Genomic DNA, 16,796 nt, shown 5'->3' on the forward strand with positions numbered 1-16,796 from the left:
CGTACACGGGTAAGCCGCGCAGGTACACGGGCAGGCCTTGCAGGCACACGGGCAGGCCTCGCAGGTACGCGGCGCAGGCAGCGCGTCCGTCCGTCTTCGGGCAGCCCTTCGTCTCACGCGTCCGAGGGGTGCTTCGTGAGGCGGGCGATGCCCGCCGCGCGGTACGCCGCTTCCTCGTCCAGCGTCTCACTCGCGAGCAGCGCCTGCGCCAGCGCGTCCAGCCGGTCGCGGTTGTCGCGCAGTTGCCGGCAGGCGCTCTCGTAGCACTCGTCGGCGATGCGGCGCATCTCGTGGTCCACCGCGTCCAGCGTCGCCGGGGCGGCCGTGAGTCCGTAGGGCTCCTGGCCGTCGCCCCCGATCGCGGTGAACCGGCCCACGCGTTCGCTCATGCCCCAGCGTCCGACCATCCCCCTGACCAGCCTGGTGACCTGTTCGAGGTCGTTCTCCGAGCCGGTGGTGACGATCCCGAAGACGACGTGCTCGGCCGCCATCCCGCCGAGCGCCCCGATGATGCGGCCACGCAGATACTCCTCGGTGTACGCGTACTTGTCGGAGTCCGGGGTGGAGAGCGTGACGCCCAGCGCCCGGCCCCGGGGAACGATCGTGACCTTGCGGACGGGGTCGGCGCCGGGCTGGAGCATCCCGAGCAGCGCGTGGCCGCTCTCGTGGTACGCGGTCCTGCGACGCTCCTCCTCGGGCATCACGAGCGCCCGCTCCGCGCCGAGCTGGACCTTCTCCAGCGCGTCGGACAGATCGCCCTGGGTGACCTCGCGCTGCCGGCGCTTGACCGCGAGCAGCGCGGCCTCATTGGCGAGGTTGGCCAGTTCGGCACCGGTCATCCCCGGTGTCGTACGGGCCACCTGGGCGAGGTCGACTCCCCCGGCGAGCGGGATGTCCCGGGTGTGGATCCGCAGGATGGCCTCGCGGCCGCCGCGGTCGGGCGGGCTGACCTGCACGATCCGGTCGAACCGGCCGGGCCGGGTGAGCGCGGGGTCGAGGACGTCGGCCCGGTTGGTGGCGGCCAGCACGACGACGCCTTCCGAGCCGGTGAAGCCGTCCATCTCGGTGAGGATCTGGTTGAGGGTCTGTTCGCGTTCGTCGTGACCGCCGATACTCGCGCCGCCGCCGCGAATCCGGCCGATGGTGTCGATCTCGTCGATGAAGACGATGGCGGGCGCGACCTTGCGGGCCTCGGCGAAGAGCTCCCGTACGCGTGAGGCGCCGACACCCACGATCATCTCGATGAACTCGGACGCGGACGCGGAGAAGAACGCCACCCCGGCCTCGCCCGCCACGGCGCGCGCGAGCAGCGTCTTCCCGGTGCCGGGCGGTCCGGAGAGCAGAACGCCTCCGGGCATCCGGGCGCCCATCTCGCGGTAGGCCTGAGGGTTCTTGAGGAAGTCGACGACATCGCTCAGCTCGCCCTCGACCTCGTCGATCCCCGCCACGTCCTCGAAGGTGGTGCGCTTGCCCGAGGTCACCTCGACGGGCTTGGGCGGCGCCTTGCGGCCGAGCGGCCCGGCGCCCAGTCGCCCTCCCATCCGCCGGGCGAGGAACACCCAGAGGAGGACGAGCAGCAGAAGCGGCGCGAGGGAGAGCAGCAGATTGGCGAGGAGGCTGCGCTGGACGACGACCGGCTCGGCCGTCACGGTGACGCCCTTGCTCGTCAGTTGCTGCCAGAGGTCGTCGTCGGCGAACGCCGGGCGCTGGGTGGTGAACTTGGTGTAGTCGCCCTTGCCGTCGGGAACGGGCCGCTCGTTCTTCAGCTGTCCCTCGATCGTGTCGCCCTTGGCGTAGATCTTGGTGACGTTCCCGGCGGTGACCTGTTTGGTGAACTCGGTGTACGAGATCGTCCGCTCGTCGCCGTTCGTGAAGTACGACAGGGCCACGAAGGCGATGCAGAAGACCAGGATCGCGGCGAGGACAAGTCCGGGCCAGCCGCCCGGCATCTTCCGCTTCGGCGGCGTGGGCGGGGGCGCTCCCTCGGAACGCCACGGCTGGTCCGTGCGATCACGCGGGGGTACGGAATTGGCCACGTCCGCCCTCCGCTCCCTGTGCCGCTCCGGTGATCTCTGCCCATGACCGCACAGATGCCGGTGCGCTGCCACCCGGAGGGGAACGGACGGAGCAAGGGAGGACCACCGCGATGGGCCGGGGAGCGCCCCGGACGGGCGAGGGCCCCGCGGTCGGTGACCGCGGGGCCCTGCTCACACATCGTCCGGGGGCCGGTCAGCCCATGAACTTCTTGAACTCGTCCGGCAGCTCGAAGTCCTGAGCGTCCTGGCCGCCGGCGGGGAGCCCGAAGGCGTTGCCCTGGCCCGCCTGTTCGCGGCGGGCGGCCGCGGCCTCCTCGTCGGCCTTGCGCTTCATCGGGTTGCCGGAGCGCTGCTTGCCCTTGGCCTGCTTCTGCTTCTTCTTCTGGCGGCCGGGGCCACCGCCCATGCCGGGGATCCCGGGCATGCCCGGCATACCGCCGCCCTGGGCCATCCGCGACATCATCTTGCGGGCCTCGAAGAACCGCTCGACCAGGTTCTTGACGGCACTGACGTCGACACCGGAACCGCGGGCGATACGGGCCCGGCGGGAGCCGTTGATGATCGTCGGGTCGGTGCGCTCACCGGGCGTCATCGACTTGATGATCGCCGCGGTGCGGTCGACGTCGCGCTCGTCGATGTTGTTGATCTGGTCCTTGATCTGGCCCATTCCGGGCAGCATCCCGAGCAGCTTGGAGATGGAGCCCATCTTCCTGACCTGCTCCATCTGCGCCAGGAAGTCGTCGAGCGTGAACTCCTTGGGGCCCTTCGCCAGCTTGGCCGCCATCTTCTCGGCCTCGGCCTGGCTGAAGGTCTGCTCGGCCTTCTCGATGAGCGAGAGCATGTCGCCCATGCCGAGGATGCGGGACGCCATGCGGTCCGGGTGGAACGCGTCGAACTCGTCCAGCTTCTCGCCGTTGGAGGCGAACATGATCTGCTTGCCGGTGACGTGCGCGATGGAGAGCGCGGCACCGCCGCGGGCGTCGCCGTCCAGCTTGGACAGCACGACACCGTCGAAGCCGACGCCGTCGCGGAAGGCCTCCGCGGTGTTGACCGCGTCCTGGCCGATCATGGCGTCGACGACGAAGAGGACCTCGTCGGGGCTGACCGCGTCCCGGATGTCCGCGGCCTGCTGCATCATCTCCTGGTCGATACCGAGACGGCCGGCGGTGTCCACGATGACGATGTCGTGGACCTTCGTCTTCGCGTAGTCGATCGACTCCTTGGCGACCTGGACCGGGTCGCCCACGCCGTTGCCCGGCTGGGGTGCGAAGACGGCGACGCCGGCCCGCTCGGCGACGACGGCCAGCTGGTTCACCGCGTTGGGGCGCTGGAGGTCACAGGCGACGAGCAGCGGCGAATGGCCCTGGCTCTTGAGCCAGAGGCCGAGCTTTCCGGCGAGCGTGGTCTTGCCCGCGCCCTGGAGACCCGCGAGCATGATCACGGTGGGCGGCTGCTTGGCGAAGCGCAGCCGGCGGGTCTCGCCGCCGAGGATGCCGATGAGCTCCTCGTTGACGATCTTGATGACCTGCTGGGCGGGGTTCAGCGCCTGGGACACCTCGGACCCGAGGGCGCGCTCCTTGATCTGCTTGATGAAGGCGCGCACGACGGGCAGTGCCACATCGGCCTCGAGCAGCGCGATACGGATCTCGCGCGCCGTGGCGTCGATGTCCGCCTCGGACAGGCGGCCCTTGCCCCGGAGGTTCTTGAATGTCGCTGCAAGGCGGTCGGAGAGGGTGTCGAACACGGCGGTCGCGGATCCTCAGGTCTCGGGGGCGGGCGGACAGATGTGTCCCAAGGGTATCCGGCCGCGTGGGATGGGGTCTGCCCCCTGTCCACGCTCCCGCCCCGGGCCCGTCACCCGCGCAGTGCGGCCTCCAGCGTCCGCGCGACGCCCGCGGCCTCCCCGGCGGGCAGCGGGGCGCCTTCGGGCCCTGTGACGTAGAACGCATCGACGGCGTTGGCCCCGAGGGTCGACACATGGGCGCTGCGTACCCGGACCTCCGCCGATTCGAGGGCGTGGCCGATGCGGTGCAGCAGCCCCGGCGCGTCCTGGGCCCGCACCTCGATGACCGTGGCCAGCCGGGACGCGGCCGGGGCGACGGTGACCCGGGGCGGCGGGGCCGTGCCGCCCCGCCTGCGGGGATAGGCGGCTTCGCGTTCGGCGAGCCTGGCCGGGATGTCCAGTGAGCCGTCGAGGGCGCGTACGAGATCGGCGCGGAGCCGGGCGGCCTGCGGGAGCGACCCGTAGGCGGCCGCGACCCGCCAGTTCAGTACGAGCACGGCGCCCGGGCCGACCTCGCCGGGGAGCTCGACGGCGCGCAGATCGGCGGCGCGCACGGTGAGCCGGTGCAGGGCGAGGACGCCCGCGACCGCGGGCAGCACACCGTGCTGGTCGGGTACGGCGATGAGGAGTTCCACGCCGACGGGTTCGGGTTCGCCGTCCGGCAGCGGGGTCTCGGTCTGGGCGTGCAGGGCCAGTACGGGCCCGTCGGTGCGCAGCGCCTCGACGGCGAGCCGTTCCTGTTCCGCGCTGGGAGCGGCGGGCTCCGGCTCGTCGGGGGTCTCCCCCGCGAGTACCCCGGCGACCCGTTTGACGAGGTCGGCTACGAGCGAGCCCCGCCAGGCCGACCAGGCGGCGGGCCCGGTCGCGAGGGCGTCGGCCTCGGTGAGCGCGTGCAGCAGCTCCAGGGTGCTCGCCGAGCCCACGACGTCCGCGACCGAGCGCACGGTCGCGGGATCGTCGAGATCGCGCCGGGTGGCGGTCTCGACGAGCAGCAGATGGTGGCGTACGAGGGTGGCGATGACCGGCACGTCGTGCTTGTCGAAGCCGATCCGGGTGGCCACGTCGCGGGCGATGGTCTCGCCGGCCACGGAGTGGTCGCCTGGCCAGCCCTTGCCGATGTCGTGGAGGAGGGCCGCGACCAGGAGCAGGTCGGGGCGGCCGACGCGGCGGGTGAGGGCGGACGCACGCACGGCGGCCTCGACGAGGTGACGGTCCACGGTCCAGGTGTGGACGGGGTTGCGCTGCGGCCGGCAGCGGACCCGTTCCCAGTCGGGCAGCAGCCGGGTGATGAGGCCCTCGGCCTCCAGGGCCTCCCAGACCGCGACCGTGGGTTCACCGGCGCCGAGGAGCGTGACGAGTTCCTCGCGGGCGTCGGCGGGCCAGGGCACGGGCAGCGGCTTGGTGGCCCTGGCGAGGTGCCGTACGGCGTGCAGGGACAGCGGCAGTCCGGACTGGGCCGCGGCGGCAGCCGCCCGCAGCGGCAGCACCGGGTCGCGCTCGGGCCTGGCACTGCGGGCGAGGACGGCTTCTCCGTCCATCTCGACGACGCCTTCGGCGAGCGGGGTGCGCTCGGGCTCCGGCCGCCGGCCCCCGGAGAACATGGCGCGCAACCGGGGCCGCGCGGACCGGGACCTGAGCACGCGGTTCACTTCGCGCCAGGTGACGTCGGAGGCGTACGAGACCGTCCGTGCGGCCTCGTACACCTGGCGCAGCAGCGTGTCGGCGTCGAGCAGGCCGAGGTCGGCGGCGACCTGGTCCTGCTCCTGGAGCGCGAGCCGGTCGGTGGCGCGCCCCGTGGTCAGATGCAGCGCGTCACGCGTGTCGAGGAGGACGCGGCGGGCTTCGGCGAGGCCTTCGCGGGGTGCGTCGGCGAGCCAGGACGCGGCGACGGCGCGCAGAGCGGTGGCGTCGCGCAGTCCGCCGCGGGCCTCCTTGAGGTCGGGTTCCAGCAGGTACTGGAGTTCGCCCTGGCGTTCGGCCCGTTCACGGCACAGTTCGTCGAGTTCGGGCAGGCGCTTGGGCGCCTGGTTGCGCCAGTCGGCGAGGACGGCGGTGCGCAGTCCGGCGAGCAGCCCGAGGTCTCCGGCGACGGCGCGGGAGTCGAGCAGCCCGAGCTGGACCTTGAGGTCGTCGCCCGCGGCCTTCCGGGCCTCGGCCGAGGTGCGTACGGAGTGGTCGAGCGCGAGCCCGAGGTCCCAGATCGGGTACCAGATCCGGTCGGCGAGCGCGGCCAGCGCCCCGGCGGCCGCGCTGCCGTCGTGCAGCAGGAGCAGGTCGAGGTCGCTGCGCGGGGAGAGTTCGCCGCGGCCGTACCCGCCGACGGCGACGAGGGCGGCGCCGCGCACTCCGGTGCTCTGCGCCGCGGCGGTGAAGAGCGCGGAGAGCCAGTCGTCGGTCAGCCGGGCCAGCGCGGCACGGCGCGGCGGCCCGGACCGCGCCTTCTCCTGGAGGAGGCGCAGCCGGGCCGCCGCATACCCGCTGGGTCCCGAGTCTTCGGTTTCCGTGGTCAGATCGACGCTCGTCACCCAGCAACTCCTGTCTACAGCGCGTCCGGGCCGCGTTCGCCGGTCCGGACCCGTACGGCGGTGTCGACCGGCACGCTCCACACCTTGCCGTCTCCGATCTTGCCGGTCCGGGCCGCCTTCACCACCACGTCGATGAGCTGTTCGGCGTCACCGTCCTCGGCCAGCACCTCGATCCGGATCTTCGGGACGAGGTCGACGGTGTACTCCGCGCCCCGGTAGACCTCGGTGTGACCGCGCTGCCGTCCGTAGCCGCTGGCCTCGGTGACCGTGAGCCCCTGGACTCCGAAGGCCTGCAGGGCCTCCTTGATCTCGTCCAGCCGGTGCGGCTTCACGACTGCGGTGATGAGCTTCATGCGTCCACCTTCTTGTTCTGCGGTGCGGCCGGCGCGGTCTCGGCGGGTACGGGGGCGGTCTTGCGGGAGCCGGCGCCGCCGCCCGCTCCGCTGAAGTCGTACGCGGTCTCGGCGTGCTCGACCTGGTCGATTCCGGAGATCTCGTCGTCCTCGGGGACCCTCATGCCGATCGTCTTGTCGAGGGCGAAGGCCAGGATCGCGGAGACGATCAGAGAGTAGGCGAGAACGGCGAAGACACCGACGGCCTGCTTGCCGAGCTGGTCGAGTCCGCCGCCGTAGAAGAGGCCCTTGACGTCGGACTGGACACCGCCGGTGGCGAAGAAGCCGACGAGCAGGGAGCCGACGACACCGCCGACCAGGTGGACGCCGACGACGTCGAGGGAGTCGTCGTAGCCGAACTTGTACTTGAGGCCGACGGCCATGGCGCACAGGAGTCCGGCGACGGCACCGATGCCGATGGCACCGAGCGGGGAGCAGGAGCCGCCGGACGGGGTGATGGCGACGAGGCCCGCGACCGCGCCGGAGGCGGCGCCGAGGGTGGTGAAGGAGCCGTGGCGGATCTTCTCGTACCCGAGCCAGGCGAGCATCGCGGCGGCGGTGGCGACCTGGGTGTTGACGAACATGACCGCGCCCACGCCGTCGTCGTTGCCGAGCCACGAGCCGGCGTTGAAGCCGAACCAGCCGAACCACAGCAGAGCGGCGCCGAGCATCACCAGCGGCAGGCTGTGCGGCCGCATCGGGTCCTTCTTGAAGCCGACGCGCTTGCCGATGACGAGGATCACGCCGAGAGCCGCGGCACCCGCGTTGATGTGGACGGCCGTACCACCGGCGAAGTCGATGACGCCCATCTCGAACAGCCAGCCGCCCGCGCCCCAGACCCAGTGCGCGACCGGGAAGTAGACGACGGTGACCCACAGCGTGATGAACAGGGCCCAGGCGGTGAACTTGACCCGGTCCGCGAGGGCGCCGCTGATCAGCGCGGGCGTGATGATGGCGAACATCAGCTGGAAGACCGCGAAGACGTACACCGGGATGGTGTAGCCGTCCCAGAGCTGGGTGATCCCGATGCCGCTGAGTCCGACGTAGTCGGAGGACCAGCCGATGAGGGAGCCGGAGTCGGTGCCGAAGGCGAGGCTGAAGCCGTAGAGGACCCAGAGGATCGTGACGATCCCGAGGCTGATGAAGCTCATCATCAGCATGTTGAGGGTGCTCTTGACGCGGACCATGCCTCCGTAGAAGAAGGCCAGCCCAGGCGTCATGAGCATCACCAGTGCGGAGCAGATGAGCATGAACCCGGTGTTGGCGGCAGACAGCTCAGGGGCGTCTGCGGCAAGCGTGATGCCTGGGGGCATCGGCGTCTCCTCGTCGTCGTACGGCCTGTGCGGGGCGGGAGCCTGTTCGGCCGGCAGCCTGTTCGACCGGCTCCGGTACGGCTGCCTGTGGAGTCGGCCGGTTATGCGCCAGAGGTTGGCGCGCCGCGGTTTCCGACGATGCCGCACGATGTTTCGCCGCAGTGACGAAGAGGTCGGGCGTGTTACGCGCCCATGAACTGAAGGGTCACGGGAAGATCACGCGCGTACCCTCCGCGGGCAGCGCCTCCGCCCTTCCGCGGGCCGTGCGACCGCCCTTCCGCGGGCCGTGCGACCGCCCTTCCGCGGGCCGTGCGACCGCCCCTCCGCGGGCCGTGCGACCGGCGCGACGGTCACCCGTTTGACCTGGCGTGGGGGGCCGAGTCGGGCTGTCGGGGTGACCGTCGCGCCGGGGTCCGGGGGACGGGCCGCTCAGACCGCTTCCGCGGTCTCGGGCAGCTGTGCCGTGAGCAGATCGGTGAGGTGGGCGACCTCGGCGACGTCGCCGAAGTCCCTGGCCGCCGTGTCGACGGTCTTGCGCAGCCGGTTGTTGACCCGCTCGGAGCGGACCCGCTTGGCGATGTGCAGCGCCTGCTCGGCGAGCTGTGTGGACCGCTCCGGCTCGCGCTTGAGCAGATGCACGGTGGCCATGCCGACCAGGTTGAGTGCGTACGACCGCTGGTGCTCGTCGTCCTTGCCGAAGAGCTCGACGGCGCGCTCCATGACGGGTTCGGCGAGCGAGGCGTAGGTGGGGCTGCGGCCCGCGACGTAGGCGAGGTCGCGGTAGGAGTGGGCGTTCTCCCCGTTGAGCTCGGCCTCGGAGAAGAAGCGGATCCAGTCGGGCTCGGGCTCGTCGGCCTCGAGGGCGTCGGCGAAGGTGTCCTCCGCCATGCGGACGGCCCGCTTGGTCTTGCTGGGCTGGCCCATGTTGGCGTAGGCGCGGGCCTCCATCGCATACAGCATGGACTGGGTGCGCGGGGTGGCGCAGTCACGGCTGCCGTACTGCGCGAGGTGGATGAGCTCCAGGGCGTCGTCGGGCCGGCCGAGGTGGATCATCTGACGGCTCATGGAGGAGAGGATGTACGAGCCCAGGGGCTTGTCACCGGCCTCCTTGGCGGCGTGCAGGGCGAGGACGAAGTACTTCTGCGCGGTGGGCTGCAGACCGACGTCGTAGCTCATCCACCCGGCCAGTTCGGCCAGTTCGGCGGCGCAGGTGAAGAGCCGCTTGGAGGTGGCCGCGAGCTGCGGCTCCTGGAGCAGGTCGGTCACCTCGTGGAGCTGGCCGACGACCGCTTTGCGGCGCAGTCCGCCGCCGCACTGGGCGTCCCACTGGCGGAACATGGCGGTGGTGGATTCCAGGAGGTCCAGCTCCGGCTTGGAGAGCCGGGAGGGGCGGCGGGTGAGCGCGGCCGATTCCCCGGTACCGGGGTCGGCCGGCGGCGAGGGCACCAGCCAGCGCTGCATCGGCTCGATGAGGGCGGGCCCCGCGGAGAGCGCGAGCGAGGTGCCGAGGAAGCCCCGGCGGGCGAGCATGAGGTCACTGCGGGAGAACTCGCTGAGCAGCGCGACCGTCTGAGGGCCGGCCCAGGGGAGGTCGACTCCGGACACCGAGGGCGACTGGTGGGCGGTGCGGAGTCCGAGGTCCTCGATGGCGACGACGGTGCCGAACCGCTCGGAGAACAGCTCGGAGAGGATGCGCGGGATCGGCTCGCGCGGCTGCTCGCCGTCCAGCCATCTGCGGACCCGCGAGGTGTCGGTGCTGATGTGGTGGGCGCCGATCTGCCGTGCCCGGCGGTTCACTTGACGTGCGAGCTCGCCCTTCGACCAGCCGCTGCGCACGAACCACGAGCCCAGCTGCTCGTTCGGGCGCTTGCCGGTGCTCGTACCGTCTGCGCCGCTGCCGCTCACGGGAACGCCCCCATCCACTGAATGTCCTTGCATGCCTTGCCGCGCACATGTCTTGCCACGAAGTCCTGCCGCGATGCCTGGTCGCGCGGACCGGTTTTCGAATCACCGGCAGAATGCCGCGAGTTGCGGCTTTCCGTACGGGGATCGCACCCTTCGAACAGGAAACCGAGTTGCCTCCGGCATACCCACGGATGCGAAGAAACCCAGGGTCCGTGTACCGAAAGTAATCCTACGATCACCGGTCCCGCCATGGCGATTCCAGAAACGCCACCATTCGCCACCCCTTCGAATGAACTCGTCTGCGGCCAGGCGCGATTCACTTGACACACGACGATCGGGAGCCGGCGGAAGGTTGCGCGCCAGGGCGCGCGCGACCGGACGCACCACCCCGAGCGACACTTCGCGCCGACGGGGCAGCACGACGGCGACGCAGCGTCACCGGCAGACTCCGGGTCGTAACCACCGGCGAGTTCCACCCGTTGGAGGGGGCATGGGCTTCACGATCGGCGGCTCCCGGGTCCGGGAGATCCGGCCCGGCTCTCGACGCCGCGGCCGCACGACGGAGTGCACGGCAGTGGCCGAGTACACAGGACTGTGGGGCTGGGACGTGGCCCTGGGCGCCCGCGCCTCGGCGGGGCGTTGCTCATGCGGCGACGCCGCGTGCGCCTCCCCCGGAGCGCATCCACTGGCCTTCGCGCCCGAGGTGCCGGCGGGTGCGACGCTCGACGACGCGGCGAAGGCGTGGGCCGAGGTGCCCGGCGCGGCGGTACTGCTTCCGGTGGGCCGGATGTTCGACGTCCTGGACGTCGCCGAGTCGGCCGGCCGGCGCGCCCTGGTCCGGCTGGAGCGGATGGGGCTGCCGCTGGGACCGGTGTGCGCGACGCCGACGGGCCGCGCCCAGTTCTTCGTCGCGCCCGGGGCCGCAGCCCAGCTGCCCGAGCTGCTCTACCGCATGGGCTGGGACGACGCGGACCTCGACCTGCACTGCCTGGGGCCGGGCCACCACATCACGGCGCCGCCCTCCGACCACGCGGGCCTCGGCCCCGCCCGCTGGCTCCGCCCGCCGGCCCTCGACGCTTTCGGGGCCCCGCCCCAGGCCCGGCTTCTGCTGGGCACGCTGGCGTACGTCTGCCACCGCTCCACCGCGGCGTGATCCCTCGGGGTCCTGCCGTGTCCTCGGGTGCCGGACGGGCTGGGTCTTCCAGCCCGTCCGGCACCCGAGGACCGGGACTTCGGGGCGGTGCGCCGTAAGGCTGCACCGTGAGGCGGGGTCCGGGGCGGAGCCCCGGGTGTGATCGTTAGTCGCCGATCAGCGCGTCGGCTAGTCGCCGATCAGCGCGTCGACGAATGCCTCCGGCTCGAACGGGGCCAGGTCGTCCGGGCCCTCGCCGAGGCCGACGAGCTTGACGGGAACGCCGAGTTCACGCTGGACGGCGATGACGATGCCGCCCTTGGCCGTGCCGTCGAGCTTGGTCAGGACGATGCCGGTGATGTCCACGACCTCGGCGAAGACACGGGCCTGCACCAGGCCGTTCTGACCGGTCGTGGCGTCGAGGACGAGCAGGACCTCGTCCAGCGGGCCGTGCTTCTCGACGACACGCTTGACCTTGCCCAGCTCGTCCATGAGGCCGGTCTTGGTGTGCAGCCGCCCCGCGGTGTCGATGAGCACGACGTCCGCGCCCTCCGCGATGCCCTCCTTGACGGCGTCGAAGGCGATCGACGCCGGGTCGCCGCCCTCGGGCCCGCGCACCGTACGCGCGCCGACCCGTTCGCCCCAGGTCTGGAGCTGGTCGGCGGCGGCCGCGCGGAAGGTGTCCGCCGCGCCCAGGACGACACTGCGCCCGTCCGCGACGAGCACCCGCGCCAGCTTGCCCGTGGTCGTCGTCTTGCCGGTGCCGTTGACACCGACGACCATCACGACGCCCGGGGTGTCCAGGCCGCTCTCGGTCTTCACCTCGCGGTCGACGTCCGTGCCGATGAGGGCGAGCAGCTCCTCGCGAAGCAGGCCCCGCAGCTCGTCCGGCGTGCGCGTGCCGAGCACCTTCACCCGCTCGCGCAGATGCTCGACGAGCTCCTGCGTCGGTGCGACGCCGACGTCGGCGGTGAGGAGCGTGTCCTCGATCTCCTCCCACGTCTCGTCGTCGAGGTGCTCGCGCGAGAGCAGGGTGAGCAGTCCCTTGCCCAGCGTGTTCTGCGAGCGGGCGAGGCGGGCGCGCAGCCGTACGAGACGGCCCGCGGTCGGCTCCGGGATCTCGATCGCGGGAGCCTCGGGCTCGGCGACGACCGGATCCTCGATGGCGGCCGGGGTCTCGACGGCCTCCTCCGCCGTCGGGAGGTCGACCTCCTCGATGGTGCGGCGTGGCTCTTCCCGCGGTGTCTCCGCCTCCTCGCCGACATGCGGCTCGGCGGGCGGAGCGGTGATGGTCGGCGTGCTCGACGGTGCCGAGGGCGGCAGCTGCTTCTTCTTGCGGCTGCTGACCACGAGCCCGCTGATCGCGCCGATCGCGACCAGGGCGATGACTACAGCAAGGATGACGATTTCCATAACCCACCCAGTATCGGCCACGTCCGGTGAGGACCGGCCTGCTCAGAGGATCACACAAGGATCCGCGCCCATTTTTGGGCCTTTTGCCAGAGAACGTTACGATGGCTCTTCCGGCCGCCTCGCGGTCGGCGCTCTCCCGGGGCCCGCAGTCCCCGGACTCCCCACCTTTCCTACGGAGCCTCTTCAATGCCTCACGCCTCCGAGTCCGAAGGCGCGATAGAGACCCGTGGCCTCGAGCCCGTCCCCGACGGTGAGCGCACCGGCCACGTCCGCGAACTCTTCCCGACCTGGGTCGCCGCGAACATCAGTGTGCTGCTGCTCACCATGGGCGCGGGCCTGATCGTCTTCAACGGCCTCAACATCTGGCAGGTCCTGGTCGTCGGAATCGCGGCGCCCGCCCTCTCGTACGGGATCGTCGGCCTCATCTCGCTCGCCGGCAAGCGCGGCGGATCCCCGGGCATGGCGCTCTCCCGCGCGGTCTTCGGTCAGCGGGGCAACCGCTTCCCGGGTTCCCTCATCTGGGTGGCCCGTTGGGGCTGGGAGACCATCAACGCGGTCACCGGCGCGTACGCCCTGCTGACCGTGCTCGACCTGCTCTTCGGCGTACGGCCGAACACCGCGCTGATCGTCGTCACGCTCCTCCTCTTCGTCGCGGCGACCTTCCTCGTGTCCGGCCTCGGCATCAACGCCCTGCGGGCGTGCAGCAAGTGGTCGACGTATCTCTTCGGGGCGTTCTCCGTACTCGTCCTGGTCCATCTGGCGGCCAACACCGACTGGTCGGCCGTGCTGGACAAGCCGGCGGGATCGACCGCGATGATGATCGCGGGCATCGGCACCATCGCGGCCGGCGGCATCAGCTGGGTGCCGTCGGGTCCGGACTTCACCCGCTATCTGCCGCGAACCGCGTCCGGCCGTGCGGTGGTCGCCTCGACGGTCGGCGGCGCCGGCATCGTCGTGCTGCCGATGGTGCTGATGGGTGCGGTGATGGCCGTGGCCACGCCGGACCTGGCGTCGGCCAAGGACCCGGTCTCGTTCATCGGCGAGCTGCTGCCGGCCTGGATCTCGGTGCCGTATCTGCTGATCGCGCTGGTGGGCATGCTGCTGATCAACGCGATGTCGATGTACTCGGCCGGCTTCACGGCCCAGACGCTGGGCATCAACGTGCCGCGGGCCTGGGCGGTCAGCGTGAACGCGGTCATCTCGCTGGTCTTCGGCTTCCTGCTGATGGTGGTGGCGACGAGCTTCATCGGCTCGTTCATCTCCTTCCTCACGCTCCTCGCCGTGGCGTTCTCCGCGTGGATCGGTGTCTTCGGCGCCGACATGCTGCGTGGGCGTACGTACGACGGCGACGCGCTGATGGACACCGGCCGCACCAGCGCGTACTGGTACCGGGGCGGTTTCGCCTGGCAGGCCATGACGGCCTGGGCCGTCGCCCTGGTGGTGGGTCTGCTGTTCACCAAGGTCGACTGGTTCAGCGGCCCGCTCGCCACGTCCTGGGTCGGGAAGAACGGTCTGGGCTGGGTGGTGACGATCGTCGTGGCGGCCGCGCTGTACGCGGCGCTGCCGCGCACGAGCACGGCCGCGGAGTCCGCCGCGCAGGCGACGACCGAGCCGGCGGAGGACTCCGCGGAAGAGCCTGCGCCCGCGCCTGTTTCCATCTGACGCAACGTCAGCTAGCGTCCCTCTCCGCCTGCTCACACCCGGTAGAGGGGGACGCTCGTCATGGCCTTCACCGTCGTACGGTTCAACCTCGTCGATCCCTCGGCGACGCCCGAGTCCCTCGCGGCCCGCTACCGCGCCGCCCTGGAGATGGCGGCGTACGCCGACGACCGCGGCGTCGACACGATCCAGACCGAGGAGCACCACGGCGCCGTCAACAACTGGCTGCCCTCCCCCTTCACCTTCGCCGGAGCCGTGTTCGGGGCGACCCGCCGGATCGCGGTGACCGTCTCGGCGATCATCGGCCCGCTGCACGATCCGCTGCGGCTGGCCGAGGACATCGCCGTACTGGACCTGCTGAGCAAGGGCCGGCTGGTCACGGTGGCGGGCATCGGCTACCGGCGGGAGGAGTACGCGGCCCACGGCGTCGACTGGCACCGGCGCGGCGCGCTCCAGGACGAGCTGCTGGAGACCCTGCTCGCGGCTTGGACCGGCGAGGAGTTCACCCATCAGGGGCGTACGGTACGGGTCACTCCGCGCCCGTACACCCAGCCGCATCCGCTGCTCCTGGTCGGCGGCTCCTCGAAGGCGGCCGCCCGTCGTGCCGCCCGCCTCGGGCTGCCGTTCTTCCCGAGCGCCCATCTGCCGGAGCTGGAGGCCTACTACCACCAGCAGCGCGAGGAGCTGGGGACCGAGGGGTTCTGCATGATGCCGGCGGCGCAGGTGCCGCTGCTGCACGTCGCGGAGGACCCCGACGAGACCTGGGCGCGCCACGGGGCGCACTTCCTGCACGAGGCCCGGACGTACGCGTCCTGGCAGTCCACGGAGATCCGCTCGGCGGTCAAGTCGTCGGCGACCACGGTGGCGGAGCTGCGGGCGGAGGGGGTCTACCGGGTGGTGACCCCGGACGAGTGCGTCGAGCTGGGCGCCGACAGCCTCGTCCTGCATCCGCTGTGCGGCGGGATGCCGGTGGACGAGGGCTGGCGCAGCGTCCAACTGCTGTGCGAACAGGTGCTGCCCCGGCTCAAGGGCTGAGCCGGGGCAGTTCCATGGCCTTGGTGGCCGAGGAGAGGGGCAGCGGGGATTAGCCCATCTCCTCCAACGCCTTGCCCTTCGTCTCCGGCACCCATTTGAGGATGAACGGGATCGAGAGCACGGCGAAGATCGTGTAGATGATGTAGGCGCCGGACAGGTTCCAGTCCGAGAGCGACGGGAACGTCACGGTGATCAGCCAGTTGGCGATCCACTGGGCGGAGGCGGCGACGCCCAGCGCGGCGGCACGGATCTTGCCGGGGAACATCTCGCCGAGCAGCACCCACACCACGACGCCCCAGGAGAGGGCGAAGAACAGCACGAAGAAGTTGGCGGCGAAGAGCGCGACCGTGCCCTGGAGGCTGGGCAGCGAGACCACACCGTCGATCTCGGTCTTGTACGAGAAGGCCCAGGCGGCGAGGCCCAGCGAGATCGCCATGCCGACGGAGCCGATGAGCGCGAGGGGCTTGCGGCCGAGCCGGTCGACCAGGACCATCGCGATCACCGTACCGATGATGTTCACGATCGAGGTCTCGAAGGCGTAGAAGAACGAGCTCTCCGGGTTGATGCCGACCGACTGCCACAGCGACGAGCTGTAGTAGAAGATCACGTTGATGCCGACGAGCTGCTGGAAGACGGAGAGGCCGATACCGATCCAGACGATCGGCAGGAAGAGGAACTTGCCGCCGAGCAGGTCGCTGAAGGAGGGCTTGCGCTCGTGGCGCATGTTCTGCTCGATCTCGGCGACCCGGGTGTCGAGGTTGACCGTCTTGCCCTCGACGTCGCGGAGCACCTTGCGGGCCTGGTCGTGACGGCCGACGGAGATCAGGTAGCGGGGCGACTCGGGAATGACGAAGGAGAGCAGTCCGTAGAGGACGGCCGGGATCACCATGATGCCGAGCATCCACTGCCAGGCCTCGAGGCCGCCGATGCGGCCGCGCTGGTCACCGTTCGCGAGGTTGAGGACGCCCCAGTTGACCAGCTGTGAGATGGCGATGCCGGTGACGATGGCGGCCTGCTGAAAAGAGGCGAGCCGGCCGCGGTACGCGGACGGGGAGACCTCGGCGATGTAGGCCGGGGCGATGACCGAGGCCATGCCGATGGCGATGCCGCCGATGACGCGCCACATGGCGAGGTCCCAGAGGGCGAACGGAAGCGCGGAGCCGATGGCGCTGGCCGTGAACAGCACCGAGGCGATCTGCATGACACGGATGCGGCCGATGCGGTCGGCGATCCGTCCGGCGGTGGCCGCACCGATGGCACAGCCGATCAGCGCTGCGGCGATGACCTGCGCCAGGGCCTCCGAGCCGACGTCGAAGCGGTCCTTGATGGCCACGACTGCACCGTTGATCACCGCGCTGTCGTAGCCGAAGAGAAAGCCTCCCATCGCGGCCGCCGCCGCGATGAAGATGACATGGCTGAGGTGCTCCGGCCTGGCCTTGCGGCCTTCCGGTGCCGGCGCCTGCGGGGTGCTGGTCACGTGTACTCCTGGGGCCACCCGGCAACGGCGCCGGGCGTGGGGGGCGAGCCCTTCCAGTGGCGCACAACATGACGCCGCCCACCACTTGAAGGTAAAAGCAACGTTGCAGAGACTATGCGTTCAAGT

General features: G+C 71.0%; 11 protein-coding genes. 3 read left to right on the forward strand and 8 right to left on the reverse strand.

From position 1 onward, the window contains the following. Nucleotides 1-113: 113 nt before the first annotated feature. The 6 genes from ftsH to ACIQMR_RS17045 form a co-directional block, all read right to left on the reverse strand. A complete protein-coding gene (ftsH, locus tag ACIQMR_RS17020; RefSeq protein WP_401387200.1) occupies nucleotides 114-2,036 on the reverse strand; it encodes an ATP-dependent zinc metalloprotease FtsH in 1,923 nt (640 codons plus the stop codon). Nucleotides 2,037-2,229: 193 nt separating this feature from the next. After that, nucleotides 2,230-3,780 (reverse strand): signal recognition particle protein, encoded by a 1,551-nt coding sequence (ffh, locus tag ACIQMR_RS17025; protein ID WP_358670110.1) that lies wholly within the window; start codon nucleotides 3,778-3,780, stop codon nucleotides 2,230-2,232. Between the two features lie 110 nt (nucleotides 3,781-3,890). Further along, nucleotides 3,891-6,344, reverse strand: coding sequence for a [protein-PII] uridylyltransferase (locus ACIQMR_RS17030; RefSeq protein WP_401387203.1), 2,454 nt, complete (start codon nucleotides 6,342-6,344; stop codon nucleotides 3,891-3,893). A 14-nt stretch (nucleotides 6,345-6,358) separates the two neighbouring features. After that, nucleotides 6,359-6,697 carry a P-II family nitrogen regulator gene (locus tag ACIQMR_RS17035; RefSeq protein ID WP_266383816.1) on the reverse strand — a complete coding sequence of 113 codons (339 nt, stop codon included), beginning with the start codon at nucleotides 6,695-6,697 and terminating at the stop codon, nucleotides 6,359-6,361. Beyond that, nucleotides 6,694-8,049, reverse strand: coding sequence for an ammonium transporter (locus tag ACIQMR_RS17040; protein WP_401387206.1), 1,356 nt, complete (start codon nucleotides 8,047-8,049; stop codon nucleotides 6,694-6,696). The genes ACIQMR_RS17035 and ACIQMR_RS17040 overlap by 4 nt, the downstream gene beginning before the upstream one ends. Nucleotides 8,050-8,478: 429 nt before the next feature. Then, nucleotides 8,479-9,954: a hypothetical protein gene (locus tag ACIQMR_RS17045; RefSeq protein WP_401387209.1), complete on the reverse strand. Its 1,476-nt coding sequence runs from the start codon at nucleotides 9,952-9,954 to the stop codon at nucleotides 8,479-8,481. 490 nt (nucleotides 9,955-10,444) lie between these two features. Here ACIQMR_RS17045 and ACIQMR_RS17050 point away from each other — a divergent pair, with 490 nt between their 5' ends. Next, nucleotides 10,445-11,107, forward strand: coding sequence for a bifunctional DNA primase/polymerase (locus ACIQMR_RS17050; RefSeq protein ID WP_401387212.1), 663 nt, complete (start codon nucleotides 10,445-10,447; stop codon nucleotides 11,105-11,107). A gap of 168 nt (nucleotides 11,108-11,275) precedes the next feature. On the opposite strand, the gene ftsY is transcribed toward ACIQMR_RS17050, so the two are convergent. Then, entirely contained in the window at nucleotides 11,276-12,499 is a 1,224-nt protein-coding gene (gene ftsY, locus ACIQMR_RS17055; protein ID WP_401387215.1) for a signal recognition particle-docking protein FtsY, read from the reverse strand. Nucleotides 12,500-12,685: 186 nt separating this feature from the next. Here ftsY and ACIQMR_RS17060 point away from each other — a divergent pair, with 186 nt between their 5' ends. Continuing rightward, nucleotides 12,686-14,161 carry a cytosine permease gene (locus ACIQMR_RS17060; protein WP_401387217.1) on the forward strand — a complete coding sequence of 492 codons (1,476 nt, stop codon included), beginning with the start codon at nucleotides 12,686-12,688 and terminating at the stop codon, nucleotides 14,159-14,161. A 60-nt stretch (nucleotides 14,162-14,221) separates the two neighbouring features. Beyond that, entirely contained in the window at nucleotides 14,222-15,193 is a 972-nt protein-coding gene (locus tag ACIQMR_RS17065) for an LLM class flavin-dependent oxidoreductase (protein ID WP_401387220.1), read from the forward strand. Between the two features lie 49 nt (nucleotides 15,194-15,242). Here the strand turns inward: ACIQMR_RS17065 and ACIQMR_RS17070 are convergent, their stop codons facing one another. Further along, nucleotides 15,243-16,670 carry a sugar porter family MFS transporter gene (locus tag ACIQMR_RS17070; RefSeq protein ID WP_401387223.1) on the reverse strand — a complete coding sequence of 476 codons (1,428 nt, stop codon included), beginning with the start codon at nucleotides 16,668-16,670 and terminating at the stop codon, nucleotides 15,243-15,245. Nucleotides 16,671-16,796 lie beyond the last annotated feature (126 nt).

It is taken from the genome of Streptomyces sp. NPDC091376, assembly GCF_044757085.1.
Taxonomy (GTDB): Bacteria; Actinomycetota; Actinomycetes; order Streptomycetales; family Streptomycetaceae; genus Streptomyces; species Streptomyces pratisoli.